This is a genomic window from Verminephrobacter eiseniae EF01-2 (assembly GCF_000015565.1).
GTDB classification, from domain to species: Bacteria; Pseudomonadota; Gammaproteobacteria; order Burkholderiales; family Burkholderiaceae_C; genus Acidovorax; species Acidovorax eiseniae.
The window spans coordinates 1,977,251-1,995,429 of sequence record NC_008786.1; the positions used below are offsets into that span (position 1 = coordinate 1,977,251).

The 18,179-nt window shown below is 62.3% G+C and carries 12 protein-coding genes, 2 tRNA genes and 3 rRNA genes; 12 read left to right on the forward strand and 5 right to left on the reverse strand.

Features of this window, described 5'->3' with window-relative positions; genetic code table 11:
- Nucleotides 1-61: 61 nt before the first annotated feature.
- Both VEIS_RS08645 and murJ read right to left on the reverse strand, forming a co-directional pair.
- Nucleotides 62-913 carry a SirB1 family protein gene (locus VEIS_RS08645; RefSeq protein ID WP_011809536.1) on the reverse strand — a complete coding sequence of 284 codons (852 nt, stop codon included), beginning with the start codon at nt 911-913 and terminating at the stop codon, nt 62-64.
- Nucleotides 914-988: 75 nt separating this feature from the next.
- Complete coding sequence (murJ, locus tag VEIS_RS08650; RefSeq protein ID WP_011809537.1) at nt 989-2,554, reverse strand: murein biosynthesis integral membrane protein MurJ; 1,566 nt, start codon at nt 2,552-2,554, stop codon at nt 989-991.
- Between the two features lie 95 nt (nt 2,555-2,649).
- Between murJ and rpsT the strand changes: the two genes are divergently transcribed.
- The 6 genes from rpsT (at nt 2,650) to rrf (ending at nt 8,630) form a co-directional block, all read left to right on the forward strand.
- The gene (gene rpsT, locus VEIS_RS08655; RefSeq protein ID WP_011809538.1) at nt 2,650-2,949 is read left to right on the forward strand and encodes a 30S ribosomal protein S20; all 300 of its coding nucleotides are present in this window, start codon (nt 2,650-2,652) and stop codon (nt 2,947-2,949) included.
- Nucleotides 2,950-3,423: 474 nt separating this feature from the next.
- Nucleotides 3,424-4,957, forward strand: a 16S ribosomal RNA gene (locus VEIS_RS08660).
- 86 nt (nt 4,958-5,043) lie between these two features.
- Nucleotides 5,044-5,120 (forward strand) — tRNA-Ile (locus VEIS_RS08665).
- A 36-nt stretch (nt 5,121-5,156) separates the two neighbouring features.
- Nucleotides 5,157-5,232, forward strand: a tRNA-Ala gene (locus VEIS_RS08670).
- Nucleotides 5,233-5,513: 281 nt separating this feature from the next.
- Nucleotides 5,514-8,400 (forward strand): 23S ribosomal RNA (locus tag VEIS_RS08675).
- Nucleotides 8,401-8,517: 117 nt separating this feature from the next.
- Nucleotides 8,518-8,630: ribosomal RNA gene (gene rrf / locus VEIS_RS08680) — 5S ribosomal RNA — on the forward strand.
- Together the 16S, 23S and 5S rRNA genes with 2 tRNA genes alongside form the textbook arrangement of a ribosomal RNA operon.
- A 109-nt stretch (nt 8,631-8,739) precedes the next feature.
- Here rrf and VEIS_RS08685 read toward each other — a convergent pair.
- Complete coding sequence (locus VEIS_RS08685; protein WP_011809539.1) at nt 8,740-9,585, reverse strand: MurR/RpiR family transcriptional regulator; 846 nt, start codon at nt 9,583-9,585, stop codon at nt 8,740-8,742.
- Nucleotides 9,586-9,667: 82 nt separating this feature from the next.
- On the opposite strand from VEIS_RS08685, the gene tal reads away from it, so the two are divergent.
- The 5 genes from tal (at nt 9,668) to glk (ending at nt 14,264) form a co-directional block, all read left to right on the forward strand.
- Nucleotides 9,668-10,618, forward strand: coding sequence for a transaldolase (gene tal, locus VEIS_RS08690; RefSeq protein WP_011809540.1), 951 nt, complete (start codon nt 9,668-9,670; stop codon nt 10,616-10,618).
- A gap of 319 nt (nt 10,619-10,937) precedes the next feature.
- Nucleotides 10,938-11,438, forward strand: coding sequence for a hypothetical protein (locus VEIS_RS08695; RefSeq protein ID WP_011809541.1), 501 nt, complete (start codon nt 10,938-10,940; stop codon nt 11,436-11,438).
- A 2-nt stretch (nt 11,439-11,440) separates the two neighbouring features.
- Nucleotides 11,441-12,628, forward strand: a complete 1,188-nt coding sequence (locus VEIS_RS08700; RefSeq protein WP_011809542.1) for a carbohydrate porin — start codon at nt 11,441-11,443, stop codon at nt 12,626-12,628.
- Nucleotides 12,629-12,962: 334 nt separating this feature from the next.
- Nucleotides 12,963-13,148, forward strand: a complete 186-nt coding sequence (locus VEIS_RS08705) for a hypothetical protein (RefSeq protein WP_041949907.1) — start codon at nt 12,963-12,965, stop codon at nt 13,146-13,148.
- A 102-nt stretch (nt 13,149-13,250) separates the two neighbouring features.
- A complete protein-coding gene (glk, locus tag VEIS_RS08710) occupies nt 13,251-14,264 on the forward strand; it encodes a glucokinase (RefSeq protein WP_011809544.1) in 1,014 nt (337 codons plus the stop codon).
- Between the two features lie 33 nt (nt 14,265-14,297).
- Here glk and VEIS_RS08715 read toward each other — a convergent pair whose 3' ends face one another.
- Complete coding sequence (locus VEIS_RS08715) at nt 14,298-15,455, reverse strand: S1C family serine protease (RefSeq protein ID WP_011809545.1); 1,158 nt, start codon at nt 15,453-15,455, stop codon at nt 14,298-14,300.
- A gap of 116 nt (nt 15,456-15,571) precedes the next feature.
- Between VEIS_RS08715 and VEIS_RS08720 the strand changes: the two genes are divergently transcribed.
- The gene (locus tag VEIS_RS08720) at nt 15,572-16,330 is read left to right on the forward strand and encodes a Nif3-like dinuclear metal center hexameric protein (RefSeq protein WP_011809546.1); all 759 of its coding nucleotides are present in this window, start codon (nt 15,572-15,574) and stop codon (nt 16,328-16,330) included.
- Nucleotides 16,331-16,501: 171 nt separating this feature from the next.
- On the opposite strand, the gene VEIS_RS08725 is transcribed toward VEIS_RS08720, so the two are convergent.
- Entirely contained in the window at nt 16,502-17,914 is a 1,413-nt protein-coding gene (locus VEIS_RS08725) for an IS1182-like element ISVei6 family transposase (RefSeq protein WP_011809547.1), read from the reverse strand.
- Nucleotides 17,915-18,179 lie beyond the last annotated feature (265 nt).

Consider the following 18,179-nt stretch of genomic DNA (forward strand, 5'->3'; position numbering starts at 1 on the left):
GAAGAGGCAAAAAATGCAAGCGCCATGGTAGCGCCCGTCAACGAAAATGCCGTGACTTGGCTCAACCGTTGTCACCGCGCAAGGCATGGAGCCGATCGGCCATCAGGGCTGCGTCCGGCCCGTCCTCGGCATGGGCCAGATAGGTTTGCAGATCCGCCACGGCCTGCGCCCGGTTGCCGCGCTCGGCGTGGGCCAGACCCCGGTCGCGGCGCTCCTCCCAGGCATCGGGCAGCAGCACGACCAACCGATCGAGCACCGCGATCAAACCCTGCCAATCGCGCTGCATGCGGTGCACCTCCTTGAGGTTGCGCAACATGCGCGCAATGATCTCGCGCGGGCTGGCCGCCTGCAGGTAAAGGCCCAGCGGCATGTCGTAGTCATCGACCAGACCGATGCGCCGCTGGTACGGCTCCAGCCGCTCGGTCAAGGCTTCGCGGCTCAGGGATTGGCCCGAAATCGGGTCCAGCACCACCTGGCCCTTGGGCAAGCGCACCTTGACCATGAAATGCCCCGGAAACGCAACCCCCCGCGCCTGCAAGTCCAAGCCCTGGGCCAGTTCCAGCCAAAGCACGGCGAGCGAAATCGGAATCCCCCGGCGGGTGCGCAGCACCGCATTCAGATAGCTGTTCTCGGGGTCGTAGTAGTTGTTGATATTGCCGGCAAAACCCAGGTCGCCAAAAAAGAACTGGTTGAGCATGTGCAAGCGCTGCAATGCCGGCGCATCGGTTGGCAGTCGGCGTTGGATGCGGGCCAGCAGTTGGTCCATCTCGCTCAGCAACTGCTGCATGTCCAACTCCGGGTACTCATCCTGGGCCAGGCTGGCCGCAGCCTCCAGCAGCGGAAAATGCGCATCGCTTTGCACCAGCGATGCAAAGTACTCCAGCGAAGTGGGCAGGCGATAGCGCAAGGACATCACGGGTTTGTAAGTGCCCCACCCGGTTGCGTCAAGCAACGGCAAAAACCGCTTCGGGGCCGGCCCCAGAACACATCAGCGCCGCAACATCTGGCGCAGATTCAGGCCAGCGGCCCATAGCGCGCCAAAGTACAGCAAGGCAGCGGCGGCCAGCAGCGCGGCCAGCCACCCGACACGCTGCAGAACCCGGCCTTGCATCCCGATCCAGTCGAAATGCTGCGCCCCCCACACCAGCAGCAAGGCCAGCAGCGCACTGGCGGCCAGCACCTGCAGCGCAAACCTGCCCCAGCCTGGCCCGGGTCGATAGCTGCCGCGCCGCAGCAATCCCGCCAGCAGCCACAGCGCGTTGATCAGCGCCCCCAGAGCAATCGACAAAGCCAGGCCCGCATGCGCCAGCAGGGGCACCAGGGCCAGATTGAGCAGTTGCGTGATGACCAGCACCGCCAATGCGATCCTGACCGGCGTGCCCATATCCTGGCTGGCGTAGTAACCGGGCGCCAGCACCTTGATCGCCACCAGCCCGAGCAAGCCCGTGCCATAGCCCGACAGCGCCACCGCGATCTGCCCCACATCACTGCCAACCAGTTTGCCGTGGTGAAACAGCGTGGCCACCAGCGGGGTGGAAAACGTGAGCAAGGCCACGGCGCAAGGCACGGTCAGCAGCACGACGATGCGCAGGCCCCAGTCCAGCATGGCGGAATATGCTTGGCCATCGCCGGCCGCCTTGGCCGCCGTCAGTTGCGGTGTCAGCACCACCCCCAGGGCCACGCCCAATAGCGCAGTGGGAAACTCCATCAGCCGATCCGCATAGAACAGCCATGTCACGCTGCCGGGAGTCAGGTAAGACGCAATCCGCGTGTTGATCATCAGCGAGATCTGCGCCACCCCCACGCCCAGCACCATCGGCCCCATGAGCACCAGCACGCGGCGCACACCCGGCTCGGCCCAGGCCGCGCGCACAGCGCCCCAGGTCACACCGATGCGCGGCATCAGACCCAGGCGCACCAACACCGGCACCTGCACGGCCAACTGCAACAGCCCCCCCAACATCACCCCGCCGGCCAGCGCAAAAATCGGCTCCATGCCCCGCGCGGCCAATTGCGGCGCGCCCAACCAAGCAGCGCCGATCAAGCTGAGATTCAGCAGCACCGGCGAGACCGCAGGCACGGCGAAATGCTTCCACGTATTGAGAATGCCGGCCGACAGCGCCACCATCGACATGAAGCCAATGTAAGGAAACATCCAGCGCGTCATCAGCACGGCCGCGTCATAGGCCTGGCCACTCTGGCGCAAACCGCTGGCCAATGCCCAGACCAGCACCGGAGCCCCCAGCACCCCCAGAACGCAACTGAGCAACAGCACCCAGGCCAGCGCGGTGGCCACCGCAGCGATCAACCGCTGGGTGGCCTCCTCGCCCTGCTGCGCCTTGCAGGCGCCCAGCACTGGCACAAAGGCCTGGCTGAACGCCCCTTCGGCAAACAACCGGCGAAACAGATTCGGAATCCGGAAAGCGACATTGAAGGCATCGGTCAGGGCGTTGGCCCCGAACATCGACGCCACGAGCAGATTTTGTGCCAATCCCGTCACACGCGAGGCCAGGGTCAGCAAAGAGACAGTAGAGGCGGCTTTGAGCAATGACACCGGCGCAAGTGTATGGCATGCGCTTGCAGCCAGTGCTTCGGGCTACAATCTTCGGCTTTGCTGGCATCATCCACAGACCCGAAGGAACATCAACCATGGCATCTGCCAAACCCAAGAAGAAAAACCCGCGCCTGGCGTCGGGCCGCAAGCGCGTCCGTCAGGACATCAAGATCAACGCGGCAAACACCTCCCTGCGTTCCAAATACCGCACCGCCGTCAAGAACGTCGAAAAAGCCGTCTTGGCCGGCGACAAGACCAAGGCCACCGAACAGTTCGCGAAGATGCAAGCCGTGGTCGACACCGTGGCTGACAAAGGCATCTTCCACAAAAACAAGGCCGCTCGTGACAAGAGCCGCCTGTCCGCCAAGGTCAAAGCCCTGGCTTTGGCCGCCTGACCCGCATCAGGCCGCAGCCCGAACGGCAGCCGCCGTTCGCCGTTTGTAACGGGTGCGCTGCCAGCAAACGAAAAGACCGCCCTCGGGCGGTCTTTTCGTTTGCAACCATGCTACAGTCACCGCCCCTGGCAGAAGCCCGGGCAAACCGGGCCGGTGCGTGATCGAGAGCCAGGAAGGGGACGAGGAGGGGGGAGTCTGGAAAAAAAGTGGGAGGTGGGCTGGTTTTCGCAAGAAAGCTGTGCTAAAGTAGCGGGCTTGGCTGATCGTAGCCGGTGGCGAGCGGGGATGAAGTAGCGATCTTTAACAAAACACAGCCGATAAGCGTGGGCGTTCGAAGGCGAGTGCTGAGTCCTGGGCGGGAGCAAGCCTGGGGCAGTGCTGTGACAGACGAACGCTCGGAAAGAGCCGGAAAGCCCTGGGTGGAACAAGCCTGGGGGAATTCGGCAATAGAGCCGAGCTCAAGCAAAAGAGATCGAACTGAAGAGTTTGATCCTGGCTCAGATTGAACGCTGGCGGCATGCCTTACACATGCAAGTCGAACGGTAGCAGGCCTTAGGGCGCTGACGAGTGGCGAACGGGTGAGTAAGACATCGGAACGTGCCCGATCGAGGGGGATAACGGAGCGAAAGCTCTGCTAATACCGCATAAGATCCGAGGATGAAAGCAGGGGACCGAAAGGCCTTGCGCGGACGGAGCGGCCGATGGCAGATTAGGTAGTTGGTGGGATAAAAGCCTACCAAGCCGACGATCTGTAGCTGGTCTGAGAGGACGACCAGCCACACTGGGACTGAGACACGGCCCAGACTCCTACGGGAGGCAGCAGTGGGGAATTTTGGACAATGGGCGCAAGCCTGATCCAGCCATGCCGCGTGCAGGATGAAGGCCCTCGGGTTGTAAACTGCTTTTGTACGGAACGAAAAGGCCCTGGTGAACAACCGGGGTTGCTGACGGTACCGTAAGAATAAGCACCGGCTAACTACGTGCCAGCAGCCGCGGTAATACGTAGGGTGCGAGCGTTAATCGGAATTACTGGGCGTAAAGCGTGCGCAGGCGGACATGCAAGACAGATGTGAAATCCCCGGGCTCAACCTGGGAACTGCATATGTGACTGCATGACTGGAGTACGGCAGAGGGGGATGGAATTCCGCGTGTAGCAGTGAAATGCGTAGATATGCGGAGGAACACCGATGGCGAAGGCAATCCCCTGGGCCAGTACTGACGCTCATGCACGAAAGCGTGGGGAGCAAACAGGATTAGATACCCTGGTAGTCCACGCCCTAAACGATGTCAACTGGTTGTTGGGTCTTGACTGACTCAGTAACGAAGCCAACGCGTGAAGTTGACCGCCTGGGGAGTACGGCCGCAAGGTTGAAACTCAAAGGAATTGACGGGGACCCGCACAAGCGGTGGATGATGTGGTTTAATTCGACGCAACGCGAAAAACCTTACCCACCTTTGACATGTACGGAAAGCTGCAGAGATGCAGAAGTGCTCGAAAGAGAACCGTAACACAGGTGCTGCATGGCTGTCGTCAGCTCGTGTCGTGAGATGTTGGGTTAAGTCCCGCAACGAGCGCAACCCTTGTCATCAGTTGCCGCATTGAGTTGGGCACTCTGATGAGACTGCCGGTGACAAACCGGAGGAAGGTGGGGATGACGTCAAGTCCTCATGGCCCTTATAGGTGGGGCTACACACGTCATACAATGGCCGGTACAGAGGGCAAGCCAACCCGCGAGGGGGAGCCAATCCCAAAAAGCCGGTCGTAGTCCGGATCGCAGTCTGCAACTCGACTGCGTGAAGTCGGAATCGCTAGTAATCGCGGATCAGAACGCCGCGGTGAATACGTTCCCGGGTCTTGTACACACCGCCCGTCACACCATGGGAGCGGGTTCTGCCAGAAGTAGTTAGCCTAACCGCAAGGAGGGCGACTACCACGGCAGGGTTCGTGACTGGGGTGAAGTCGTAACAAGGTAGCCGTATCGGAAGGTGCGGCTGGATCACCTCCTTTCTGGAAAAAGACAGCAGACAAAAGCAGCAAACGAAATCGAACGCCCACACTTATCGGTTGTTGGAACGGGTTGGCGCGAGCCGACGGGGTCTGTAGCTCAGTTGGTCAGAGCACCGTCTTGATAAGGCGGGGGTCGTTGGTTCGAGCCCAACCAGACCCACCAGAGGGCAGACACCAGAGCCAGACAACAGGCAGGCCCGGGGGATTAGCTCAGCTGGGAGAGCACCTGCTTTGCAAGCAGGGGGTCGTCGGTTCGATCCCGTCATCCTCCACCACACCGACAACACCAAAGCGGCCTTGAGTCCGAAACGAGGGACAGCGAAACCTCGGGAAAGACAAAAGACCCCTTCGTTGTTGATCGACATCGAGAGATCGAACGGCTGTTCATTAAAAATTCATAGAGTCGAATCAGCGTCGCCGGCAAAGGCTGCGGGCCCGACCAAGGGCCGAGCAGCGCTGGCTGGCGACAGGGAAATCCGATTGCGTCAAAACGGATATTCAAACAGCGCTTGAAGAACTGAACACAGATGACTTGCGAAAGACATCAAAGTTATGGGGTCAAGTGACTAAGAGCATGTGGTGGATGCCTTGGCGATTACAGGCGACGAAAGACGTGAAGGCCTGCGAAAAGCTCCGGGGAGCTGGCGAACGAGCATTGATCCGGAGATATCTGAATGGGGAAACCCACCTCGCAAGAGGTATCGCGCGCTCAATACATAGGCGCGCGAGGCGAACCGGGCGAACTGAAACATCTCAGTAGCCCGAGGAAAAGACATCAACCGAGATTCCGAAAGTAGTGGCGAGCGAAATCGGAACAGCCATCCAGAGATAGCATGACGGTTAGCAAAACGGGCTGGAAAGCCCGGCCATAGAAGGTGAAAGCCCTGTATGCGAAAACCGGAATGTGGTACCGAGCTGGAGAAAAGTAGGGCGGGACACGAGAAATCCTGTCTGAAGACGGGGGGACCATCCTCCAAGGCTAAATACTCGTAATCGACCGATAGTGAACCAGTACCGTGAGGGAAAGGCGAAAAGAACCCCGGGAGGGGAGTGAAACAGATCCTGAAACCGCATGCTTACAAAAAGTAGGAGCCCGCAAGGGTGACTGCGTACCTTTTGTATAATGGGTCAGCGACTTACATTCAGTGGCAAGGTTAACCGAATAGGGAAGCCGAAGAGAAATCGAGTCCGAACAGGGCGAGAAAGTCGCTGGGTGTAGACCCGAAACCAAGTGATCTATCCATGGCCAGGATGAAGGTGCCGTAACAGGTACTGGAGGTCCGAACCCACTGGTGTTGCAAAACCAGGGGATGAGCTGTGGATAGGGGTGAAAGGCTAATCAAACTTGGAAATAGCTGGTTCTCTCCGAAAACTATTTAGGTAGTGCCTCAAGTATTACCTGCGGGGGTAGAGCACTGTCTAGGCTAGGGGGTCATGGCGACTTACCAAACCTATGCAAACTCCGAATACCGCAGAGTACAGCTTGGGAGACAGAGCACCGGGTGCTAACGTCCGGACTCAAGAGGGAAACAACCCAGACCGCCAGCTAAGGTCCCTAAAATTGGCTAAGTGGGAAACGAAGTGGGAAGGCAAAAACAGTCAGGATGTTGGCTTAGAAGCAGCCATCATTTAAAGAAAGCGTAATAGCTCACTGATCGAGTCGTCCTGCGCGGAAGATGTAACGGGGCTCAAGCCAGTTACCGAAGCTGCGGATTTGCCAGGCCCCGCGCTTGGCAAGTGGTAGGAGAGCGTTCTGTAGGCCAGTGAAGGTGTCCGGCAACGGATGCTGGAGGTATCAGAAGTGCGAATGCTGACATGAGTAGCGTTAAAGGGGGTGAAAAGCCCCCTCGCCGTAAGCGCAAGGTTTTCTACGCAACGTTCATCGGCGTAGAGTGAGTCGGCCCCTAAGGCGAGGCAGAAATGCGTAGCTGATGGGAAACAGGTCAATATTCCTGTACCGATGTGCAGTGCGATGTGGGAACGAAGAAGGTTAGCTCAGCCAACGGTTGGAAGAGTTGGTTCAAGCCCGTAGTCATGCCCGGCAGGCAAATCCACCGGGTGCAGATGAGAGGTGATAACGAGTCTGCTCGCAGACGAAGTGAGTGATACCCGGCTTCCAGGAAAAGCCACTAAGCTTCAGCTGCACACGACCGTACCGCAAACCGACACAGGTGCGCGAGATGAGTATTCTAAGGCGCTTGAGAGAACTCAGGAGAAGGAACTCGGCAAATTGATACCGTAACTTCGGGAGAAGGTATGCCCCAAGTAGGTGAACTCGAACAGAGGGAGCCGATCGGGGTTGCAAAAAAACGGTGGCTGCGACTGTTTAATAAAAACACAGCACTCTGCAAACACGAAAGTGGACGTATAGGGTGTGACGCCTGCCCGGTGCTGGAAGATTAAATGATGGGGTGCAAGCTCTTGATTGAAGTCCCAGTAAACGGCGGCCGTAACTATAACGGTCCTAAGGTAGCGAAATTCCTTGTCGGGTAAGTTCCGACCTGCACGAATGGCGTAACGATGGCCACACTGTCTCCTCCTGAGACTCAGCGAAGTTGAAATGTTTGTGATGATGCAATCTCCCCGCGGAAAGACGGAAAGACCCCATGAATCTTTACTGCAGCTTTGTATTGGACTTTGAACAGGTCTGTGTAGGATAGGTGGGAGGCTTTGAAGTGAGGTCGCCAGACTTCATGGAGCCAACGTTGAAATACCACCCTGGCATGTTCGAGGTTCTAACCCGGGTCCATCATCTGGATCGGGAACAGTGCATGGTAGGCAGTTTGACTGGGGCGGTCTCCTCCCAAAGCGTAACGGAGGAGCTCGAAGGTACGCTAGTTACGGTCGGACATCGTGACGATAGTGCAATGGCATAAGCGTGCTTGACTGCGAGACGGACATGTCGAGCAGATGCGAAAGCAGGACATAGTGATCCGGTGGTTCTGTATGGAAGGGCCATCGCTCAACGGATAAAAGGTACTCTGGGGATAACAGGCTGATACCGCCCAAGAGTTCATATCGACGGCGGTGTTTGGCACCTCGATGTCGGCTCATCTCATCCTGGGGCTGTAGCCGGTCCCAAGGGTATGGCTGTTCGCCATTTAAAGAGGTACGTGAGCTGGGTTTAAAACGTCGTGAGACAGTTTGGTCCCTATCTTCCGTGGGCGCTGCAGATTTGAGAAAGCCTGCTCCTAGTACGAGAGGACCGGAGTGGACACACCTCTGGTGTATCGGTTGTCACGCCAGTGGCATCGCCGAGTAGCTATGTGTGGAAGAGATAACCGCTGAAAGCATCTAAGCGGGAAACTCGTTTCAAGATGAGATCTGCCGGGGCCTTGAGCCCCCTCAAGAGCCGTTCCAGACCAGAACGTTGATAGGCAGGGTGTGTACCCGCAGCAATGCGTTGAGCTTACCTGTACTAATTGCTCGTGCGGCTTGACCCCATAACTTTGTTGTCCCGCAATCTACGCAATCGGATTCCCCAACTGACCCCCTCGACCCTATGAATGCCGGCGCGCCTGTACCACCCCCTCCCTCAGGCCCGCCTCCACCCAGTTACGCCTGATGACCATAGCAAGTTGGCCCCACTCCTTCCCATCCCGAACAGGACAGTGAAACGACTTCGCGCCGATGATAGTGCGGCTCCCCGTGTGAAAGTAGGTCATCGTCAGGCTCCCTTCTACCAACCAACCAACACCCCCCCAGTCATGATCCACTGGGGGGTTTTTGCATTTCGGCAGCACAATTGAATCCGGTTGTCTCAGGTGTGCCTGTACCGTATCTCAGGTGTATCTCTTGGCCCGCAAATTCTCCTTCATCCGCTGCAAAATCGGCGGCAACGAACTACCGATGCGCAAGGCCACGCAGGTGGCCAGCACGTCGATGATCAGCAGGTGCAGCAGCCGCGACACCATCGGACTGTAGCGGTCATATGCTTCCGGGTGGTCGGCCGCCAAGTGAATCTGGCAACTGCTGGCCAAGGGAGAGCCGCTGGCCGTGATGACAATGGTGGTGGCGCCATTTTTACGGGCAATTTCGGCGGCATCCATCAGGTCGCGCGTGCGGCCCGAGTTGGAGATGATGACCGCGCAGTCGCCCGGCCCGAGCAGTGTGGCGCTCATCACTTGGATATGACCGTCGCTGCTGGCGATCGACGTGATCCCCAGGCGGAAAAATTTGTGCTGCGCATCCTGCGCCACGATGCCCGAGTTGCCCACGCCGTAAAACTCGATACGCTTGCCGGTCTTCCAGGTGGCGGCAATGGCCTCGACGGCACGTTCGACGGCCGCCGTGCTGGCCGCGTTGCGGTAATGCAACAAGGCCGCCACGGCGTTGTCCACCACCTTCACGAGCACGTCGCCGGTTTTGTCGTCGGCATCCACGCTGCGGTGGACGAAGGGTACGCCTTCGCTCACGCTGCCGGCGAGCTTGAGCTTGAAATCGGCCAGCCCGCCATAGCCCATGCTGCGGCAAAAGCGCACCACGGTCGGTTTGCTCACCTGCGCACGCTCGGCCAGCTCGCGTATCGGCTGCCGGGCAAAGGCGTGGGGGTCGGTCAGTACCAGTCTGGCCACGCGCTGTTCGGCAGGGGCCAGTGAGGGCAAGGAGGCGGTGATGCGGTCCAGCATGTCAGCAAGGGTAAGAGGGGCCCAGCAATGTAACCGGGTTTGCACCCCACAGAGAACCGTTGCGCTGCGGAATAATGGCGGCATGAACCAACTCGACGCCCTCAAACAGTTCACCACCGTGGTTGCCGATACCGGCGACTTCAAGCAACTGGCGCAATTCCAGCCCCAGGATGCCACCACCAACCCATCGCTGATTCTCAAAGCCGTGCAGCAGCCCGAGTACGCGCCATTGTTGCAAGACACCGTGGCGCGGTGCAAGGGGCGCACCATGGATGACATCATCGACCGCCTGCTGGTGCGTTTCGGTTGCGAGATCCTGGCCATCATTCCCGGCCGCGTCTCTACCGAGGTGGATGCCCGTCTGAGCTTTGACACCTATGCCAGCATCACGCGCGCCGAGCGCATCATCGATCTATACCAGGCCGAGGGCATCGACATCGACCGTGTTCTGATCAAGATCGCCGCGACCTGGGAGGGCATCAAGGCGGCAGAAAAGCTCGAACAGCGCGGCATCCATACCAACCTCACATTGCTGTTCTCGTTCGCCCAGGCCGTGGCCTGCGGTCAGGCCAGGGTGCAATTGATCTCGCCCTTCGTCGGCCGCATTTATGACTGGCACAAAAAGCAGGCCGGCGCCCATTGGGACGAGGCGGCGGCGGCCGGCGCCAACGATCCGGGCGTGCGGTCGGTCACGCAAATCTACAACCACTACAAGCATTTCGGCATCGCCACCGAGGTGATGGGGGCGAGTTTCCGCAACCTGGGCCAGATCACGGCGCTGGCGGGCTGCGACTTGCTGACGATTGCGCCGGAACTGCTGGCCCGCTTGGTCGCCAGCGCTGCGCCGCTGCAGCCTGCACTCGACGCCGAAGCGGCCAAAGGCATGGCGCTGCCCGCCGTCAACTACGACGAAGCAGGCTGGCGCTATGCGCTCAACGAAGACGCGATGGCCACGGAGAAGTTGGCCGAAGGCATACGCGCTTTCGCCGCAGATGCCGTGAAACTGGAGCAGCTGATCCTGGCCTCGGGGTGAAACACCCCCATGCCGCCGGCGGCGCTTGCCGATCAAGGGGTGCCCTGCGGCTTGGAGGAACGCCTGTGGCTTGGCAAAGCCCGTTCTGCCGCGTCCCTGGCGTGGACCAGGCCCGTTCCATGGGCCGTGGGTGGCGTGTCGCGCCACGGACACGGATGTGACACTTCCCCGTGGCTTGGATGCAACGCCCAGGGAAAGCCCTTAGCCAAGGATTCGAGGATGTAATTAGATTACCAACCATTCTGCATGGCACCCGGTTGCATGGCGTGCCAAGGATTCAAAACAACACCGAGGAGGTAAGGGTATGGGGAGAATGGCAATGATCACCGCAGCAGCAGACGGTTGGGCGGTGGCGCAATCTGCCAGCGCAGGGGTGATCGAGGTGGTGCTGCACGACGGGATATCGAGCGGCCAGGCCGGGTCGGCCGCCGAGCGCAAGATGGTCATGCAGTCCGGGGGCCACAGTTGGCGCGACCATGCCATGGCCGGTGGCGCCGGCAGCAGCACCGTGACGCAGCCCAAGAGCCGCGCGATCCCGGGCAACCCGCCTGCCACAGCCCGGGCCCAGGGCCCGGCGATTCAGGAATGGGCCATGCTGGCCAACCTACCCGATGGCTGCGACAAACTCTCCGGCAAGGACTTTGCCGAGACCGCAAGAGCGGCCGTTTGCTGCCCGGCGTGGCCCATGGCATGGCCCCGAAGGGCACCATCAAGAATTGTCGCCAGCCAATCCTGGAATGACGACATGGTCAGCATTGCTGACACCATGAAGAAGGTCGCGCGCGCCGCGGAAACCGAATCAACCACCACAAGGAGATAGCCATGAAGATGAGAAAAAACCGATTGACGGCATTGGCTTTGGCCGTCGTATGCAGCAGTGGCGCGATGGCGCTGGATGTTGCCGGCCTTGAATTGAGCGGCTATTCCCGTGCGGGCCCGGTGTTCAACCAGTCCGACGGCATCAAGGGCGGCCTCACCCTGGGGGGGGATTTGCAGAAATACCGCCTGGGCAATGAGGGTGACATCGGTATCGAAGTCGGCTTGACGCGCAATTTCGATACCGATGGCATCAAGTGGAGCGCGAACTACATGCCCAGCAAGTGGGGCAGTGGCGACATCGGCACCGAGCAGGCCTATGTGGAGATGAGCGGACTGTCGTTCTCCCCCGAGGCCAAATTCTGGATCGGCCAGCGTCGCCTGCGTATCGAGGATGTGCATATCGTTGACTACTTCCTGATGAACTACGGCGACTACCAGGGTGCCGGTGTGACCGCCATTCCGCTGGGCGGGGCCAAACTCGGCGTCGGGATATTCAGCGGCGACCGGTTTGGCAACAGTCTGCCCGACAACGTGAAGGCGTACCGCGTCAATGCCGACATCTCGGAGATCGCGACCAATCCGGGTGGCAAGCTGCGGGTGCTGGTCACGGCCGTCAGCGGTAGCGGTCAGGTCGGTGGCGGTTCGGGTTCGGGCATCTCGCTGCTGCACAACCAGGCCGACCTCGGGATGAAGGGTCTGAGCAACTCACTGTTCCTGCAGACCTCCCGTGGCCATGCCCGCATCGATGGCGAGTTCGAGTCCATCGACGGCAAGAGCGCCGGCAAGACGGCCACGCGCATTGCCGATTCGATCAACTGGCAAAGCGGTCCTTTCAGTGGTCAGGCGCTGGTCGCCTACCAGACCGGCAAGGTCGACCGCACCAACGTCACGACCAAGGATTTCACGCTGGGCGGACGCGGTGCGTATGCGTTCACGAAGAACGTCAAGGCCCTGGCCGAGCTGTCGACCACGACGCGCAAGGGTGCCGGGCCTGACCAGCGCCTGAACAAGCTCACACTGGCCGGTGCCCTGGCCTTGTCGGAAGACTTCTGGTCACGCCCCGAACTGCGCCTGTATGTGACCAAGGCCAACTGGAACCAAGCCGCTGCCATCGCGAATGCGGGCAGCTTTGGTGCCAATGGCAAGACCTCGCGCACGCTGGTGGGCGTGCAGTACGAGGTCTGGTGGTAGAGGATTCCACTTCGGCCACCCACCTGCGCTGTATCGGCCCGGGGCCGTGCATGCATGTCGAGGCCGGACATGGAATGAGCGAGTGAGTCCGAGGTTGCTTTGTTCTTGGGGGCACTTTGCGTGCCCCCATTTTTTCGACAGGCAGGTCGCAGAAATCGCCGCAGCCATGAAGAATTTTGTGCAAGCCTGGCTGCTGCCCAGGCTGTCGTGATGCCGGCCGTGCCGGGCTTTTGCCTTCATCCCCCGCGTATACGTGACGCATGGCCCCAGCAGAGGTCATGGTGCCGGGCGCGCACGTCGCCGTGATGAAAGGCGGCATGGTGCCCGGTGCGGCATGCCCGAGGAAATCCACCATCGCCTGGCCAACACCGAGGCGGCCAGCGCCATCGGCGCGCCGACGATGCGCCTGCTGCGCCCCGATGCATATATCTGCGCGCAGCCTGGCGACGAGGCCGGCCCGGCCATCGAACCCGCCAACGCGCACTGGCTGGATGCCGACAGCGAAAATCGCTCGGCTTGAGGAAGACCGGCCGCAGACCGGCATTCTCATTGCTATTGAACGTATAGCGTATGACGAAGTAAGATCGTGCCCCATAGGCCGGTTTGGCCCATGGAATCAGCGATGAACCCACTGCGCCTGTTGGCCGACATCGGCGGCACCAATATCCGCCTGGCCTGGCAAGACCAGCCCGGCGGCCCGTTGCATGACACCCGCGTGTTGCCCTGCGCCAACTACCCCACGGTGGCGGCCGCCATCACCGCCTATCTGGCCGAGCAGGGTCTGGCCACCCCGCGCGAGGCGGCCTTGGGCATGGCCAACCCGGTGACTGGCGATGCGGTGCGCATGACCAACCACAGTTGGAGTTTTTCGCAGCGTGCGTTGCGCGCGCAACTGGGCCTGCAGCGGCTGCTGGTGCTCAACGACTTCACCGCGCTGGCGCTGGCGCTGCCCTTGCTCAGGCCCGAACAACTGCGCCAAGTCGGCGGCGGCGCGGCGGTGGCCGGCAGCGCGGTCGTGCTGATCGGGCCGGGCACGGGGCTGGGGGTGTCGGGCCTGGTGTTTCCGCCCGGCTCCCACGGCGGCGTGCCGCTGTCCGGCGAGGGCGGGCATGTGAGCCTGGCCGCACAGACGCAGCAGGAGTTTGACGTGCTGCGCATCCTGCAAGCGCGGTACGGCCATGCCTCCGCCGAGCGCGCCGTGTGCGGTGCCGGGCTGGTCGATCTGTACCAGGCTTTGCGCCAATTGGCTCCATCGAACCCGTCAGGCCCATCAGGAGGTCCATCGGGCCCGTTGGGCGCGAGCGACCCGAGCACGGCCGCGCAGGTCACCGAGCGGGCATTGCAAGGCAGCGACCCCATTGCCTTGCAGGCGCTGGAGATGTTCTGCGGCTTTCTCGGCAGCGTGGCCGGCAACCTGGCGCTGACGCTGGGCGCACATGGCGGGGTCTACATCGGCGGCGGCATGGTGCCGCGCCTGGGGACATGGTTTGATCGCTCGACCTTTCGCCCCCGCTTTGAGGCCAAGGGGCGCTTTCAGACCTACCTGGCCGCGATTCCATGCTGGATCATCGACCCCGGCGCCACGCCCGCGCTGCATGGCGCAGCGCGGGCGCTGGATATCGCGGGCAGTGCGTAAGCGCCGGTCTGCGGCGGCTGTCAGAGGGCGGCATCAGCGCCGCACGTTGCGCTGTGGCCGGGGGCGCACGCCGGGATTGACGTGCAATTCCACCAGTCGATCCCCGCGCTGCACCTGAAAGACCGAGTCCGTGCCGGGCTTGAGTGCCGCCACGGCGCTGAGCAACTCGGGCGCGCTGACCACGCTCTTGCCATCGACGCGCAGCACCACATCGCCCGGGCGCATGCCGGCCTGGGCTGCGGGGCCATTCTGCGCGACACCAATGACGATCACGCCCCTGGTGGTCTTCTTCACGCCAAAGGCTTCGGCCAGTTCGGGCGACAGCACACTGGGCTCCACGCCAATCCAGCCCCGCGTGACCTTGCCATCCCTGACGATGCTGTCGAGCACCAGCCGGGCCGTGGACACCGGGATCGCAAAGCCTATCCCCATGCTGCCGCCCGAGCGCGAATAGATCGCGGTGTTGATGCCCAACAGATTGCCGCTCACATCGACCAGCGCGCCGCCCGAATTGCCGGGGTTGATGGCCGCGTCGGTCTGAATGAAGTTCTCGAAGGTGTTGATACCCAACTGGTTGCGGCCCAGCGCACTGACGATGCCGCTGGTCACGGTCTGGCCCACGCCGAACGGATTGCCAATGGCCAGCACCCGGTCGCCCACATCGAGCGTATCGGAGTTGCCCAGCACGATCACGGGCAGTTTGTCCAGCGCGACCTTCAGGATCGCCAGGTCGGTGTCGGGATCGGTGCCGATCACGCGGGCACGGGCGCGGCGGCCATCGGTCAATGTGACCTCGATCTCGTCGGCCCCCTCGACCACATGGTTGTTGGTGAGGATATAGCCATCCGGACTGACGATCACGCCGCTGCCCAGCCCGACCTGCGACTGGCTGCCCTGTCCGCCCTGGTCGCCAAAGAAGAACTGGAACCACGGGTCGTTGCTGCGCAAACTCCGCACTTCCTTGCTGGTATTGATGCTGACCACCGCCGGCGCCGCCCGGTGCGCTGCCGCGCTGAAGCTGCCGTTCGCCGGCTGCGCGCCGGGCGTGGCCGGCGCCTGCAGCAAGGCAACGCCGGCTGCGGAGCGCGTACCGCCCCGGCCCAGCCATTCGGGCTGCAACGTGGCGACGACGAAATAGGCCGCAACGAACACCGTCACGGCCTGGGAAAACAACAGCCAGAGTCGTTTCATGAAATATCTGCACCGATGGTGGGCCATGGGAGGAGGCGTCTGCCCCCGATCTCAGGGCCGCATTGTCCCCCAATGCGCGCCCGCCGGTCACCAGCGACAAGCGCGACAATAGCCGCATGCCGATCTCCCGCCCCCGACTTCTGCAAGCCTTTGACAGCCTGCTGCAGCCCGAGCGCTTCAAGGACTACGGCCCCAACGGCCTGCAGGTCGAAGGCCGGGCCGAGATTGCACGCATCGTCAGCGGCGTGAGCGCCAGCCGCGCGCTGATCGAAGCGGCCATCGCCGCGCAGGCCGATGCCATCTTCGTGCACCACGGCCTGTTCTGGCGCGGACAAGACGGCCGCGTGACCGGCTGGCTCAAGCAGCGGCTGCAATTGCTGCTGGCGCATGACATCAACCTGTTCGCCTACCACCTGCCGCTGGACGCCCATGCCGAGTGGGGCAACAACGCCCAACTCGGCCGGGTGCTCGGCTTGACAGCGGATGCGCGCTTTGGCGAGCAAGACCTGGGCTTTGCGGCAAGCGCCACCTTTGCCAGCGGCCAAGCCCTGGCAGACCATGTGGCGCAGGCCCTGGGGCGCGCGGTGACGCTGGTGCAGCCCGACGCAGCGGCGCAGCGCCCCATCCGTCGCGTGGCCTGGTGCACCGGGGGCGCGCAGGGTTACTTCGAGTCGGCCATTGCGGCCGGCGCCGATGCCTTCATCACCGGCGAAATCTCGGAACCCCAGGCCCATCTGGTGCGCGAGTTGGGCGTGGTCTTCATCGCTGCCGGGCACCACGCCACCGAGCGCTATGGCGCACCGGCCGTGGCCGCGCAGGTAGCCGCCCAATGGGGCCTGGACCACCGGTTCATCGAGATCGACAACCCGGCCTGAGAGTCTGAGAGTTTTTCGATTTTCAGAAGGTGGACGGCTGCCCTACGCCAGCCATGGCGGCGTGTTCGCGGCGCGAGTGAGGTAGCCACAGTGCGGCGGGTACGTTGGCTTTGAGCGTTGCAGGTCGCTCACCATGGCCTTGCGGCGCATTGATCCTGGCGCGCAGGGCCCTCAAGTCAGCGCTGCCGCACCTGCGCACGCACCTGTGCCCCAGCCGATGAGCTGCGGCGCCAGCGCCACCGTCCTCATCAGGTTGTGTGCCAGGGCATACCACCAGGCAATGCACTTGACCTTGGCCAGTCCGCGCACGGGCATGCGCAGCAGGCCGCGGTTGCGCGCCTGCGCGTTCACGCATTCGGCCGTGGCCGCCCGATCCTTGTAGATCTCGCGGGCCTCATCGGTGCTCATGCGCTGGCGCCACTGCGCCACGGCTGTGCTGTCGCCGGCCTTGGGTTGGAACTGGCTGCCCGGTGCGGGCGGCTGCTGCTCGTCGTCCTGGCCTTGGTTCTTTCCCTTGGGTGCCCTGGCTTGGGGCACCGGCGCATAGACCTCGGTCTTGTCGGCCACCGCGTCCAGTTGGCCGTGCGCTGGCAAGCCGCCGTCGACCAGCCATTGTTCGGCCGCCTTGCCCACGCGCTGGTGCACTTGTTGGACCATGGGCGCCAACTGGGCCATGTCGCTGCCGGCGGTGACGGTGTCCACGCCCACGATCACCTGGCTGGCGCAGTCGGTGGCCAGTTGCACGTTGTAGGCCGGGCGCCAGCCGCCGTCGGCCATCTTCATGTTGCTGGCATCGGCATCTGTCGTGCTGGCACGCGCCTTGTCGATCGGCCGGCCATTGCGCTGCTTGATTGCCTCCAACTCGGGCAGCCGCGCCAGTGCCGCGGCCAGTTGCTGCTCGCGCAGCTCGGCTGCCCGCAGCCTGGCCGCCTGTGCCCGTCGCTCGGCCTGCCCCGGGTTCTCGCGGGCTTGCTCCTTGAGCGAGTGCACCATCTCGGTGGCCTTGGCATGGTGCTCCTTGAGCGTGCCCTTGCGCCGGAACGAGGCCGCCCCGGCGCTGGCGCGTACCCGCATGCCGTCTTGCGCCACGCGCACCAGCCGGATCACCCCGACGGCAGCCAGCGCGGCCACGTTGTGGCTGAGCAGGCGGTCCATCAGCGCCTCGTTGCCCACCCGAAAGTCATTGAGCGCGTGGTAGTTCACCGACACACCACCACAGATCCAGCGGTACGCGTCGTGGCTTTGGCTCAACCGGGCGACCTCGCGCCCGCTGCCGACGCCATCCAGCGTGGCGTACAGCCACAGCGAGAACAGGATGCGTGGATCAATGGCCCGGCGCCCAGGCGCCGAACCTCGGGCCCGGATGGCATCGAACAGCACGCTCAGATCCTGCTGCTCCACGTAGCGCCACACCAGTCGGGCCCGATGGTCTGCAGGCAGCAGCGAATCCAGGTCGGATGCGCGCAGCTCCACTTGCAAACGGTTGGGCTCCTGCACGCGTGCCGGGGCACTGGCTGGCGGTGCGCTACAAGGGTGCATTGGCGCGCCAGCACTCGCTGCTGGCACATCCATGCCTTCGAACATGGCCTGATCCTGGGGCATCGCGGAGCGCTGGCTTGACGTCATACCTTGCCCAAGCCAGTCTCGGGCCACTTCCCAACGGTCAGCGGGGAAAAACTCTCAAGCTCTGAGCCGGCAGTGGCCGGCGCCTCGATCGCGTCCGGCAGTGGCCGGCGTCTTGCCCCCGTCCGGCAGTGGCCGGCACCTCGACCTCGTCGAACCAGAGACCAAAGGCATGCAACCCGCACAGGGCCTGCGCCCGCCAACGGGTAGCGCGCGCAATGCGCAA